General features: G+C 62.9%; 14 protein-coding genes. 4 read left to right on the forward strand and 10 right to left on the reverse strand.

Annotated elements, in window-relative coordinates:
- Positions 1-146: 146 nt before the first annotated feature.
- From AC522E_RS13490 to AC522E_RS13505, 4 genes are all read right to left on the reverse strand, one after another.
- A complete protein-coding gene (locus AC522E_RS13490; protein WP_500746775.1) occupies positions 147-875 on the reverse strand; it encodes a PRC-barrel domain-containing protein in 729 nt (242 codons plus the stop codon).
- Between the two features lie 283 nt (positions 876-1,158).
- Positions 1,159-2,991 carry an ABC transporter ATP-binding protein/permease gene (locus tag AC522E_RS13495; RefSeq protein WP_500746776.1) on the reverse strand — a complete coding sequence of 611 codons (1,833 nt, stop codon included), beginning with the start codon at positions 2,989-2,991 and terminating at the stop codon, positions 1,159-1,161.
- 40 nt (positions 2,992-3,031) lie between these two features.
- Positions 3,032-3,481 carry a hypothetical protein gene (locus AC522E_RS13500; protein WP_500746777.1) on the reverse strand — a complete coding sequence of 150 codons (450 nt, stop codon included), beginning with the start codon at positions 3,479-3,481 and terminating at the stop codon, positions 3,032-3,034.
- A 285-nt stretch (positions 3,482-3,766) separates the two neighbouring features.
- Positions 3,767-4,570: a response regulator gene (locus tag AC522E_RS13505; protein ID WP_500746778.1), complete on the reverse strand. Its 804-nt coding sequence runs from the start codon at positions 4,568-4,570 to the stop codon at positions 3,767-3,769.
- A gap of 182 nt (positions 4,571-4,752) precedes the next feature.
- Between AC522E_RS13505 and AC522E_RS13510 the strand changes: the two genes are divergently transcribed.
- The gene (locus AC522E_RS13510; RefSeq protein ID WP_500746779.1) at positions 4,753-4,971 is read left to right on the forward strand and encodes a NepR family anti-sigma factor; all 219 of its coding nucleotides are present in this window, start codon (positions 4,753-4,755) and stop codon (positions 4,969-4,971) included.
- The gene (locus AC522E_RS13515) at positions 4,968-5,513 is read left to right on the forward strand and encodes a sigma-70 family RNA polymerase sigma factor (protein ID WP_500746780.1); all 546 of its coding nucleotides are present in this window, start codon (positions 4,968-4,970) and stop codon (positions 5,511-5,513) included. The genes AC522E_RS13510 and AC522E_RS13515 overlap by 4 nt, the downstream gene beginning before the upstream one ends.
- A 113-nt stretch (positions 5,514-5,626) precedes the next feature.
- Here the strand turns inward: AC522E_RS13515 and AC522E_RS13520 are convergent, their stop codons facing one another.
- Positions 5,627-5,800 (reverse strand): DUF1328 domain-containing protein, encoded by a 174-nt coding sequence (locus AC522E_RS13520; protein ID WP_109596226.1) that lies wholly within the window; start codon positions 5,798-5,800, stop codon positions 5,627-5,629.
- Between the two features lie 196 nt (positions 5,801-5,996).
- Here AC522E_RS13520 and AC522E_RS13525 point away from each other — a divergent pair, with 196 nt between their 5' ends.
- A complete protein-coding gene (locus AC522E_RS13525) occupies positions 5,997-6,200 on the forward strand; it encodes a hypothetical protein (protein WP_500746781.1) in 204 nt (67 codons plus the stop codon).
- A gap of 63 nt (positions 6,201-6,263) precedes the next feature.
- On the opposite strand, the gene AC522E_RS13530 is transcribed toward AC522E_RS13525, so the two are convergent.
- Both AC522E_RS13530 and AC522E_RS13535 read right to left on the reverse strand, forming a co-directional pair.
- Positions 6,264-7,124, reverse strand: coding sequence for an SDR family oxidoreductase (locus AC522E_RS13530; RefSeq protein ID WP_500746782.1), 861 nt, complete (start codon positions 7,122-7,124; stop codon positions 6,264-6,266).
- A 136-nt stretch (positions 7,125-7,260) separates the two neighbouring features.
- On the reverse strand, positions 7,261-8,595 hold the full coding sequence (locus AC522E_RS13535) for a solute carrier family 23 protein (protein ID WP_500746783.1): 1,335 nt from the start codon (positions 8,593-8,595) through the stop codon (positions 7,261-7,263).
- A 160-nt stretch (positions 8,596-8,755) separates the two neighbouring features.
- Here AC522E_RS13535 and AC522E_RS13540 point away from each other — a divergent pair, with 160 nt between their 5' ends.
- Positions 8,756-9,775, forward strand: a complete 1,020-nt coding sequence (locus tag AC522E_RS13540; protein ID WP_500746784.1) for an alpha/beta hydrolase — start codon at positions 8,756-8,758, stop codon at positions 9,773-9,775.
- Positions 9,776-9,780: 5 nt separating this feature from the next.
- Here the strand turns inward: AC522E_RS13540 and AC522E_RS13545 are convergent, their stop codons facing one another.
- The 3 genes from AC522E_RS13545 to AC522E_RS13555 form a co-directional block, all read right to left on the reverse strand.
- The gene (locus AC522E_RS13545; protein WP_500746785.1) at positions 9,781-10,725 is read right to left on the reverse strand and encodes an NAD(P)/FAD-dependent oxidoreductase; all 945 of its coding nucleotides are present in this window, start codon (positions 10,723-10,725) and stop codon (positions 9,781-9,783) included.
- A 71-nt stretch (positions 10,726-10,796) separates the two neighbouring features.
- Entirely contained in the window at positions 10,797-12,020 is a 1,224-nt protein-coding gene (locus tag AC522E_RS13550) for a fumarylacetoacetate hydrolase family protein (RefSeq protein WP_500746786.1), read from the reverse strand.
- Between the two features lie 130 nt (positions 12,021-12,150).
- On the reverse strand, positions 12,151-12,690 hold the full coding sequence (locus AC522E_RS13555) for a methylated-DNA--[protein]-cysteine S-methyltransferase (protein ID WP_500746787.1): 540 nt from the start codon (positions 12,688-12,690) through the stop codon (positions 12,151-12,153).
- Positions 12,691-12,846 lie beyond the last annotated feature (156 nt).

The raw sequence follows: 12,846 nt of genomic DNA on the forward strand, positions 1-12,846 counted from the left end.
CCGGTTCAAATGCCCCCTGAGCCGGCACCTTTTGAGGCGCGGTCCCCGGACCGCGCCTTTTTCTTGATGGTCCTGGCGCATCGCACAAGGGAAAGGCGGCGCCCGATCGCCGGGCACCGCCTTCCGAAACGCCTCGTCCGGGTCGATTACTGCTTCGGAGCAGCCGTGCCGGTCGCGCTGCCGTCATGAGCATTCTTGTCGAACTTCGGGGCAGCCTGAAGCTCGGCCTTGGTCATGCGCAGGATCACCCGTTCCGGCTCGTTGTCGGTGCTGCTGGCCGAAGTCCCCGCCGCGGTGGTGGTGGAACCGGTAGCATTCACGGCGTTGTTTGAGGTCGTGCCGGTTGCGGTCGTGCCAGTTGCGGTCGAGCCGGTCGTCGAAACGTTGCTGCCGCTCTTGCTGGCATTCATGGCGTTGACCTGCTCGCGCGTAGCAAATTCCAGCGACTTGAACGGAACCGCCACGTCCTTCTCACCAATGCCGAGGAAACCGCCGACCCCGACCACAGCCGCGATGGCCTGACCATTGCGGTCGACGATCACGTCATTGATGTCGCCGATCGATTCATTGTTGGCGCTGATAACCTTCGTACCGATCAGGTCGGATGCCATCATCTGATCGGCCTGCATCCGGGTCATGAACTGGCCCTTGTCGGCCTGGGACATCGTCGCGGAACCCGCCGTGCTCGAGGAGCTCATGGACGAACCGCTGCTGCCAGGCTGCATGGCCGGCGAACCCGACGTGGTGGAACCGGAGCCCGTCGCGGCCGGACGATCCGTCGCTCCGGAGGACGGCGCAGTCGTCGAGGTCTGAGCGAAAGCAGGCGCCGCGAAGATGGTGGCGAAGAGGCAGGCAGCCATATGCTTCTTAAGCATTGTGAATCTCCTAGAATGAATATTTCGCATGTTACGCCTGAGCGCGTGTCGGTTTAACGCAATCTTGACGTTGTCGTTCCGACGAACCGCGCTTAAAGTGAGACGTTTTTCTGCAATCAACTTCACTATGGCTAAGGTTTATCCATTCCTGGCGGGGCACGGCATTCCTTAACAAATGAAATACTATGCCGCTCGCTGCAAGCGAGCAGCCTGACATCGGATTTGGGTCAACCGCCGCACGCTCTGATGGGTTCCCACCGTTGTTTTCGTCCGCTGGAGCGACCTATCCCTTGGACGCGCGGGACGGCCTGCGGAAAAGGATCGCGATCGCACGGCGGAGCGCGAAGGTGGACGGTGACAGGACTTCGTCGGCCACGAGCCTGGCGCCCTCGTCGCGGCGGGCCAGAACCAGGCGCCGGTTGTGGAACGCTTCCAGTTCAGGACGATGCCCCACGCTGATGATCGCCGCATCGGGAAGGCGCTCGATGATGCGCTCCATCAGGACATCCTGGGTTTCAGGGTCAAGGGCGGAGGTCGCCTCGTCCATGACGATGATGTCGGGCCGCTGGATGAAGAGTTGGGCGAATGCCAGGCGCTGCTGCTCGCCGCCCGAAAGGGTCCTGTCCCACGGCTCGCCCTCATCGTTGATGCGGTCCTGCAAGTGGCTGAGGCCTGCGCTTTCAAGTGCTTCCGCAACGGCATCGTCCGTGAGGCTGTCGGTTGGGTTCGGATAGGCCACCGCGTGCTTCAGCGTGCCGATGGGGACATAGGGACGCTGGGGCATGAAAAAGAGCTTCGCGCCCTTTCTGATCAGGATTTCCCCCTCCCCCCAGGGCCACAGGCCGGCAATGGCCCGGATAAGAGTGCTCTTGCCGGCTCCGGATTCTCCGACCACCAGAACCCGCTCTCCGGAATTGATCGCAACCTCGGTCTCGCCGACGACTGCCGTTCCATCGTCGAGCGTCACCGAGACCCCCCGAAGCGCGAGCGCCGCCTGCTCGCTCTCTTCCCGGCGCTGGATATGTCCAATGCCGGGCCGTTCGGCGTGCTCCAACTTGTCGAGGGAGACGATCAAGCCGGCGACGCGGTTTGCGGAAGCAGTCCAATCGGCCAGCTTGGGGTAATTTTCCACCAGCCAGTTGAACGATTGCTGGACAGTGACGAAGGCGGTCGCTGCCTGCATGACTTCGCCGAGGCTCATGGATCCGGCGAGATATTTCGGCGCGCAGAGGATGAGAGGGATGACGGGCGCCAGAACGAAATTTCCATAGGACACGACGGTGGTGCGAAGATATTGCCCGCACAGTTCCCGCCATTGCGCGATCACATGTCCGAGGGCAATGCTGAGGCTGCTGCGCTCCTCCGGTTCGCCGCCGAGCAAGGCGATGCTCTCGCCGTTCTCACGCAATCGCGTGACCGCATAGCGAAACTCGGCCTCGGCCTGGTTCTTGTTCTCCGCCACATGGACGAACCGGCGACCGATGAAGATCATCGCCGTGGTCGTGATGATCGAGTAGACCACGGCAACGAACACGAGGTAGCCGGGAATCGTGACGGACATGCCACCGAGATCTAACGAGATGGCGCCGCCGACCGCCCAGAGCACGCTGATGAAGGTGACGGCTGTCAAAACGGCGGTCGTTACGCCGAAGGCGAAATCGACCGGCGATTCCGTCGCGATGCGGGTATCGTCGGCGATGCGGAATTCAGGGTTCTGGTGCTGCCCCTTCACCAGATTGAGCTGGTAATAGCGCCCGTTCTTCAGCCAACGGTCGATCTGGTAATCCGTGAGCCAGGCCCGCCAGGCGCGCTGGGTCGTGAGACGCCCCCAGACCGAAGCCACATTGAAGGCCACCGCGGCAAGGGCGAGCGGCACAAACAGGAGGGCGAGCCAGCCAACCAGGCCCACATCCTTCTTCTCCAGGGCATCGAACACGTCCCTGTTCCAGACATTCAGCCGGTATTGGACGAAGAGCTGCCCGAGAATGACCGTCAGAAGCGTCAGGGTGAGAAACCAGGCCTCGTGTCGCCTCACCCCGGTCCAGAAACCCGACGCGGCCTGCCAGAACCGGGCAAACAGGCGACGTCGGTCAAGGGCCCGCCCCTTTTGGATCACGCAACCCTCCGATCCTCTGTTGCCACGCCCTCAGGGCCGGTCAACCTAGAGAGCGCCCATCGGCGCGCCGAGCCAGGCACAGGCTCGGATGCTGGTCGGCGGAGGCCTGCGCCAGGGGACTGACGGACGTCATACACCCGAAGACCTGGAGCCGCCGCTTCTTTTCCTTCTGTGGCTCGTCCCTGCTCTCGTGGCGCCGGACGTCGGGCTTCGAAGCCGAATTCCGCTGCTCCTCCTTGAGGGTCACGACAGGCTTGTTCATGCGCATCGAGAGATAGTTCGTATTCACAACCGAGTCGGTCCCGAACAGGATCTGACCGTCGAAGCCGGAGCGAACAAGGGACGCTGCCGGAGCAATCGTCCTCTCCTTCGTCGCAACTGCATCGAGAGCAGGGTAGGAAGGGTGCACCTCGGTCAGGTCGGATACAAGGCTCGCGACAAGGAACGCGCTTCCTACGGCTCCAACCATGATCGCAGGCATGTTGCGCATCTTCCTCTCCCGACAGCTTGGCCACTCAGGCAGAACAACGCGGCCATATCGGCGATGTTCCTGCGCATTTACTTTTCAGAAACCAAAGAACATGAGCGGAACCTTTCACCGCGCCCCGGCGTTACTGAAGCACCGGCCTCCTGGTCCTCCCCGCATTCCCCTTGTGCATTGGCCGGCACCTTTAGACGGGCTTTTTAGCCCGTCTTTTTTATTTCCATGGCTGAACGAACAAAAGAAATGCCCGGTGCGAAGCCGGGCATTTACTTTGAGAACAGGGGATTGAGGTTAGGCCGTGGCACGGACCTCGCGACGGCGGGCGCTTTGCTGGAAGAACAGGGCCTGGCTGATCACGGCCGAGACATTCGCAGGTTGGAATGGCTTCGCGATGAGGAAGGCCGGCTCGGGACGCTCGCCTGTCAGGAATCGCTCCGGGTAGGCGGTGATGAAGATCACCGGCACTTCGAAGGCCTTGAGGAGATCGTTGACCGCGTCGAGGCCAGAGCTGCCGTCCGCGAGCTGAATATCGGCGAGGATCAGACCGGGACGCTTGGTCGAGGCGAGTTTGACCGCCTCGGTGCGCGTCCGCGCGACGCCTGTGACGTTATGACCGAGACCTTCCACGAGGGCCTCGAGATCCATGGCGATGAGGGGCTCGTCCTCGATGATGAGAATGTCGGTCGCCATATCGGCAGCAAGTTCACGGCCGGCCTCGTCGACGAGATCGCGGACGGTCTTGGTGTCCGTATCGAGGATCTGTCCGACTTCCTCCTCCCCGAAGCCTTCGAGGCAGGACAGCAGGAACGCCTGGCGTGGCAACGGCGTGATCTGGCCCAGACGAACTTCCGCAGGGAGATCCCGCTGCACCTGTTCGCTGCGGCCATTCACCGAAAGCGAGTTCCAGATCCGGGTGAAAACACGGAAGAGTTCTACCTTGACGTTACCGGAAGGACTGATGGTGTCCGGTTCGCTGACAAGGGTTTCGAGAGTGGCTGCCACATAGGCGTCGCCGGCCATCTGGCTGCCGGTGAGAGCGCGGGCATAACGGCGAAGATACGGCAAGTGCTGGACGACAAGCTGCGCTGTCGACATTCGCTTCCCCTTATAATTTTTGACTCGGTTTTCACTACGGACCATTAAACTCGACCGAGGGAAGAAAGTTCCATTTTTGGGAACTCCCGGCGACAAACGGCGTTATTGCTCGAAAATGAATATACAGATACTGCCAAGGTTAACCATCTTCAATCAGCCTTGGGTATCGCAAGGGGACCTCAATGACAGGTGAGAAGGCAAACAAGCTGGCTCGGGTCATTCCGGAGGAGTCGTTGGACGACAAGCTTGTATCGGAACCACAGCTCGACAAGACGAGCCAGAAGCGAATCGGCGACCAGCTGCGGGCCATGTACGACGAGTTGGTCCAGCAGCCCGTGCCGGACCGGTTCAAGGATCTCCTCGAGAAGCTTGAGAAAAGCAGCGTGGAGAAGACAAAATGACTCCGGAGCCGGCTCTCCGAGACGCTCTTCTCGCTGCCGTTCCCAGTCTGCGCGCCTTCGCGATTTCATTGTCAGGTCAGGTCGACCGGGCCGATGACCTCGTCCAGGACACCTTGCTCCGGGCCCTCTCCAATCTCCACCGTTTCGAACGTGGCACCAATCTCAATGCGTGGCTCTTCACGATCCTGCGCAATCTCTTCCATTCGGAGTATCGCAAGCGCCGCCGTGAGGTGGAGGATCCGGAAGGATCCTATGCCAGTCGCCTCAGGGTTCAGCCCGAGCAGGGAGCCCGCCTGGATTTCGAAGATTTCCGTACTGCTCTGGCAAAGCTGCCGCCCGACCAGCGCGAGGCGCTGCTGCTCGTCGGCGCTTCGGGCTTCTCCTACGAGGAGGCTGCGAACATCTGCGGCTGTGCCGTCGGCACCATCAAGAGCCGCGTCAACCGGGCGCGCTTTCGCCTCGCCTCCCTGCTCAATGTCGACGACGTCGAGGACCTGGGTCCCGACAGCATGACCCGCGCCGCCCTCCAGAGCATCGGCTGACGTCGGCCTGCCTTCCTGCGGCCGGTGCGTTGACGACCGGTCCACACCCAGTTCCGCCGACACGAAAACGCCGCCCTGAGGGCGGCGTTTTGACGGACCGGAAAGATCCGGGATCAGAGTGGGTTTCGTCCGCGCAAGAGACCGATGACGGCCGAGATGGCGAAGAGCACGATGGCCACGAAGAAGATGAGTTTGGCGATCTCGACCGCCGTGCCGGCGATACCGCCGAAACCGAACAGGGCCGCGACCAGGGCGATGATCAGAAACGTGACTGCCCAACCAAGCATGATGTTACCTCGCTGACTGATGGATCGGCCGCAGCCGATGATGTGCAATCAACGCGAAGCGCGACTGTGGGGTTCCGTCTTTCTGACTCATTTGCCTGTTTCGTTCTGGCACGTTCAAGTATTGGAAGGAGATCCCCACAGTATGGAACCCAGGACAAACAGGCACGTTTCCCAAAACACTTGGGAGATTGCCCCGATGAACCGCTCAATTGCACTCCGCGCATTCTTTATTTTTACGATCCTGACGTCCCTTGCGGCTACGGTCGGGTGGGCTTCCCAGGTGGAGATTGCAGAGGTCGTCTTCCTGATCGGCGCATCCCTTGCGGCGCTGATGCTGTTCTTTGTATGGGCCGTGCCCGCCCCGGCGCCGGTGCCCGTCAGAATTCGCGATCGGCGCTGAACCGGAATTTACGAAAAGATTGGACATGAGTTCAGGGCGGCCCCGGGGCCGCCCTTTCCTGTTTCAGGATTCCGTAGGGTCACCACCATTGGGATGGAGCACCGAACCCGTGATGTAGGACGCATCCTCGCAGGCGAGGAAAAGGTAACAGGGCGCGACCTCATTGGGCTGGCCGGGGCGCTTGAGCGGTGTATCGGCTCCGAACTTCGCAACTTTCTCGGCAGGGAACGTCGAGGGAATCAGAGGCGTCCAAATCGGACCTGGCGCGACCCCGTTCACCCGAATTCCCTTTTCTGCGAGCTTCTTTGCCAGGGAGCGCGTAAAGGCGAGAATCGCACCTTTGGTCGCGCTGTAATCGAGCAGTTCCGGGCTGCCGCGATAGGCGGTCACGGAGGTCGTATTGATAATGGCGGCTCCCTTCGGAAGATGCGGCATCGCGGCCTGCGTCATGTAGAAATAGCCGAAGATGTTCGTGCGGAAGGTCCGATCCAGCTGGTCCGGCGTGATGTCTCGTATATCTCCCTGCGGGTGCTGCTCCGCGGCGTTGTTCACCAGGATATCGAGCCGGCCGAACTGCTTCACAGCCTGCTCCACTACAGTTTTGGCAAAATCCGGCTCGCACACGTCGCCTGCGACCGTAAGGCACTTCTGCCCTTCGCGTTCGACGAGCCGCCTGGTCTCCTGCGCGTCCTCGCCCTCGTTGAGATAGACGATCGCGACATTGGCGCCCTCCCTTGCGAACAGCACCGCAACCGCCCGTCCGATGCCGCTGTCGCCTCCCGTGATCAGGGCGACCTTTCCCTTCAGTCGCCCGCTGCCTGGGTAGCGTGGTTCGTAATCGGGTCGTGGATGCATCTCCGTTTCGTGACCCGGCTGCCGGTCCTGGGTCTGCGGTGGCAAGGTCGTGGTCTGTTGGGAGTTCATGGCGTCATCCGCTTCGCATTGTGGGCGCGGCCGGCCGGATCGGGGCCGCTCAGGGATCAGCCGGGCTCAAAAGGAAAGCCCGCGTTGGTTTCCCAACGCGGGCCTCTCGCAGCGTGTTCCTAAAGGGAAGCCTCTTCTATTCCGCCGGCTGCGGCCGCTCCGCAGCAGCTGACTGCCCCGCATGAAGAATATGGTAGAGGATGATCGCGCCGAAGGTTGCGGTCCCGATCCCATCGAGGGTGAAGCCGCCGAGCGTGAGCTTGAAGTTGCCGGCGCCGAGGATCAGTGCCACGGCCACGGTGATCAGGTTGCGCGGATTGGAGAAGTCCACCTGGTTCTCCACCCAGATGCGTCCGGCCGTGGCGGCAATGAGCCCGAACACGACGATCGACAGGCCACCGAGCACCGGTCCCGGGATCGTGCCGATGAAGGCGCCGAATTTCGGCGACAGGCCGAGGACGAGGGCGATGGCGGCGGCGACCACGAAGATCAGGGTCGAATAGATCCGTGTCACCGACATGACGCCCATGTTCTCGGCGTAGGTGGTCATGCCTGTGCCGCCAAAGGAGCCGGACAGCATGGTGGCGAGGCCGTCACCCATGAAGGCGCGCCCGAGATATGGGTCGAGATTGCGGCCGGTCATGGCACCGATCGCCTTGATATGACCGAGGTTCTCGGCAACGAGAATGAGCGCGACAGGAGCGATCAGGCTCATGGCACGCATGTCGAAGACCGGGCTGTGAAAGGTCGGCATTCCGAACCACGCGGCCTGGCCGACTTTCGTGTAGTCGATGGCCTGGCCCATGCCGAGGACATTGGCGCAGACATAATAGGCGAGATAGCCGACGGCGCCGCCGATCAGCACCGGCAGGCGTCGCCACATGCCCGGCGCATAGACGGCGACGAGGCCGACCGCGACGACGGTCGTGAGTGCGATCCAGCGGGCAAAGTCGGAGCCCGCCTGATTGTCCGGCGTCGTCCCTGAAGCGCTGGAGATGGCGATCGGAGCCAGGACAAGGCCGATGGCGGCGACGATGGCGCCCGTCACGACCGGCGGCATCAGCCGCTCGACCCAGCGATGGCCGGCCATCTGGACGACGAGGCCGATCAGGAAATAGAGCGCGCCGGCCGCGATGATGCCGCCGAGCGCCAGGCCGATATTGGGATTGGGGCTGCCGACCGCGGCGCCGGTCGCAACCAGGACCGGGCCGATGAAGGCAAAGCTCGACCCGAGATAGCTGGGTACGCGCCCGCCCACGACCAGGAAGAAGAGCAGCGTGGCGATGCCCGAGAAGAGGATCGATACGTTCGGATCGAACCCCATGAGGATGGGGGCGAGCACTGTCGCGCCGAACATGGCGACCACATGCTGCAGGCCGACGACGAGGGTCTGCCCCATGGGCAGGCGCTCGTCCGGCATGATGACGCCTTCGGTCTTCAGTGTATATTTCGGCAGGTAACTTTCAGCCATCGTCGATCCCCCAAACAATCCTTTTTCGTGAATCACCGTAGCGCCGAGAGCGGTGAAATGGCTAGGTCCGGAAAGGACTTATTCACGGCGCGAGAGGCCGCGGAACTGGACAAAGGCGTCCTCCCCCGTCACCGTTCGGCCTTCAGCAGACGAGGTGACTATGCGGAAGGATTACAATCAGCCGGAAGGAACCGTGCACAGTCTCTGGCTCGACAGCCAATGCCTGAGAGGCAACCTCCTCGGCGATCCGGCACGCCGGCGCATCGACGTCTATGTACCGGCGGGCCAGGACGGGCGGGGGCTCCCTCTTCTTGTCGATCTGGTCGGCTACACGGCGGGCGGCCCGGGCCACACGAACTGGAAGAATTACGGCGAGAATGTCCCCGAGCGTCTCGACCGGCTGATCGGAACGGGAGCCATGCCGCCGGTCGTCGTCGCGTTCCCCGACTGCTTCACGCGGCTCGGCGGAAATCAATATATCGACAGCGCTGCCACCGGCCCTTGGGAGACCTTCCTGATCCGGGAAATGCTGCCCTTCGTCGAGGAGCGCTTCTCATGCGGCGGAGAGGGCCGCAGGGGCGTGTTCGGAAAGAGTTCGGGCGGCTATGGCGCCCTCGTCCATGCCTTGCGCCATGGCGGATCCGTGTGGTCGGCGGCGGCAAGCCATTCGGGCGATGTCGGCTTCGAGTTCCTCTACCATCTTGGGGAATTCGCCAACACGCTCCGACACCTCGCGGATCACGGCATGTCCACCGAGACCTTCATCCGCAAATTCGAGGCCGGCCCGAAGGCCAAGGACGCGGACTGGCACGCGATGATGATCCTGGCGCAGGCCGCGACCTTCGACCCCGCCCCGGAGGAATTCTATGGTGTCCGCCTGCCCGTGGATCTGCAGACCTGCGAGCTGATTCATGACCGCTGGGCCAACTGGCTGCGCTGGGACCCGCTGCGCATGGCGGACGACGAGCAGCATCGCGACGCGCTCCGCAAGCTGAAGTGCCTCTACATCGATTGCGGCGACATCGACCAATACAACATGGTCTATGGCTCGCGCCTTCTGCACCGCAAGCTCGATACAGCCGGGATCGCCCACATTTACGAGGAGTTTCACGACAATCACTCCTCGGTGGATTACCGGATGGACACGAGCCTGCCCCTCCTCGCCAAGGCGCTGAGCTGATGGTCTCACGCGCCGCCGGGCTCGTCCTCCGTCGGCATCTCGCAATGGTTGTGAATATCGATGGCGGCGGTGGCGGCGTGGCCCATGGCGATGACGATCTGGTCGAGTCCGCGCACGATGTCGCCGGCCGCATAGAGGCCCTTCACGCTCGTCTGACAGTGGTTGTCGACGATCAGCCCACCGGAGGGGTCGTGGTCGGCTCCGAGCGAGAGGGCGAGATCGGAACGATACTTCAACCCTAGCGCGGAGTAGAGGACGTCGAAGCGAAGCTCCTGACTCCCTGCATGGAGCGCCGCGATGCGGTCGCCCTCGAGATCGAGCCGCTCGACCGGATCCTCGATCACGGCGATGCCGAGCGCATCGATCTCCTCCTGCCGTTTCAACGGCTTCTGCAGAGGCTCGCCCAGGGTGAGCAGAGTCACGTCGCGTGAATAGGTGCGCGCAATGAAGATCGCTTCCCCGAGCCCGTGGTCGCCATAGCCGATCACTGCGATCCGCTTGTCACGCGATTCATAGCCGTCGCAGATCGGGCAGTAGCGCACGAGGCCGCGTTGAACGGCGTTGGGAAGGTCCGGCAGATCCGGCTCTACGTCAATTCCGCCGGTTGCGAGAAGCACCCGTTTCGCCGCGATCGGGCGGCTGCCGCCCTCTCCTTCGACGACACCGATGAACCGATCCGTCTCCTTGCGCAGACCCGTGACCGTTCCGGTGATGGGCCTGACCCCGTATTGCCCGAGCGTGGCCTGCTGCCGGGCCAGAAGTTCGGACCCCGAGATCCCTTCCGCAAAAACGGGAATATTGTGGCTCTTCGGAATCCACGCCGCCCGCGGGTCGCCCCCGTCGATGATGGCGAAACGTCGCTTGAGCCGGGCGAGATAGAGACCGGCCGTCAATCCTGCCGGGCCTCCTCCCACGATGAGACAATCGAGAATCCTGTCGTCCGCCGTCATCCTCGCCCGCTTTCCGATGAACCGTGTCAGACACAACACGCGAGGCGCGGAAAAGATCGCAAGCCGACCGTTCAGGGGCGGCCGGGCGTATCGCCCTCTCGGATTCCAGGATCCGCCAGCGACCTGAGCAGGCCGCGCTGGGCGAGGTTGGTCATGAGCGCACCGAGACCGAAGGTCCAGGGCTCGCATTCCGAACTCGGCTTCATGCGGTTCGTCAGCGCACCGAGGCCGGGCGCGGCGATGGTGACGATGTCGCCGGGCTTGTGCGTAAAGCCCATTCCCGGCACGTCGCGGTCTTGTGTCGGCGCGAACATGGTGCCGAGGAACAGGACGAAGCCGTCTGGATATTGATGGTTCGAGCCGATGGTCTGGGCCACGAGGTCTTCCGGGTCGCGGCTGATCCTGGCGATCGAGGACGATCCCTCGAGCCGGAAGCCGTCTTCGCCCTCCACGGTCAGGCTCACCGTCATGCGCCGCACGTCGTCGAGAGAGAAGCCACCGTCGAAGAAGCGGATGAAGGGACCGATCGCGCAGGAGGCGTTGTTGTCCTTGGCCTTCGAGAGGAGCAGCGCCGAGCGCCCTTCGAAATCGCGCAGGTTGACGTCGTTGCCCAGGCTCGCCCCGACGATGCGCCCCTGCCCCGTCACGACCACGACGACTTCCGGCTCCGGGTTGTTCCAAGTGGATTTGGGATGGAGGCCAGCCTCCATGAGAGTCCCGACCGCCGACAGGGTCGGCGCCTTGGTGAAGACCTCCGCGTCCGGGCCGATTCCGACTTCCAGATACTGGCTCCAGGCGCCTTGCGCCACGAGCACCGTTTTGAGATCCATGGCTTCCTGCGAGCCCGGCTTGAGACGGCTCAGGTCGTCGCCGACGAGACGGGTGACCTCGGCGCGGATCGCGGCGGCGGAGGACGCATCGCCCCGGGCCCGTTCCTCGATCACCCGTTCGAGCATCGACACGGCAAAGGTCACGCCGGCGGCCTTGATGACCTGGAGATCGACCGGTGCGAGAAGCCATGGCCTCGCCGCATCGCGGGTATCGGGCGGCGTATTGCCGAGAATGTCGTCCAGCGAACCGATCCGCTCGCCCGGCACGGTTTTCACGGCATGGGCCGGGTCTGACGATGCGCACAGCGCACTCATGGTGGCAAAGGCGTCCGAAATGTCGAACACCCCTTCTGCCCGGATAGCCACGACCGACGGCCCGATGCCGGGACGCCACACCCTCCCCGCCAGGGCAGCCTCCCCATGATCGGAAGGAAGCGCCTTCAAGAGATCCGCATTCAGTGACATTCGACCCGTGCCCGATTCCCGCTTTGCGACGGGAGCATATTGCCCGCGAATGCTGCCGCTTGTCTGCCCTGAATGGACAAGCCTCCACAAGTGGAGAGTTCCGCCCGGGACGGCCGCGCGTCGCTCCGCTTCAGAGCAGACGGAGCTGATCCCGGGGGACGGCCCCCTCATGGGCCAAGAGCCATTGCTTTCGATGCAGGCCGCCGCCATAGCCGGTCAATGAGCCGTCGGCACCGACGACCCTGTGGCAGGGCACGACCACGCTGATGGGGTTGGCGCCGTTGGCGAGACCGACGGCGCGGACCGCTTTCGGCATTCCGATTCTCACGGCGAGCGCACCGTAGCTCCATGTGGCTCCTGGCGGGATCTCGGTCAGCGCGGCCCAGACCCGCCGCTGAAAAGGCGTGCCGCCCGTTGCCCATGCCAGCCCAGCAAAAGCTCCGCCGTCGCCGTCGAAATAGGCGGCGAGTGCCTGATGGATGCGGTCCGGAACCTTGCCCTGTTCCATCGCGATGCCGTGGTAGTGAGAGCGGATACTCCGAAGCATCCGCTCCTCGAACCCGTCGAAGAACAGTGCGCGCAGAACGTCCCTCTCGTCTGTCGTCACGAGCGCGACGCCGATCGGCGTGTCGAGCCTTCCAACCACGAGGCGTTTCGGGATGAATTCCATTCTTCGCTCCTTCGCCCCCACCTTGTCCGGGTTTGCGGCAAAGCTGATGCGATCATGAACACGAGGTCATGATGCCCGAGTCGACGATGGACGTCTCGCGGATTTCGGACTCGGTCAAACAATCCGGTCAGGTGGAATGCTCGGGAGCAAATCCTT

It is taken from the genome of Microvirga sp. BF8 (genome assembly GCF_059888585.1).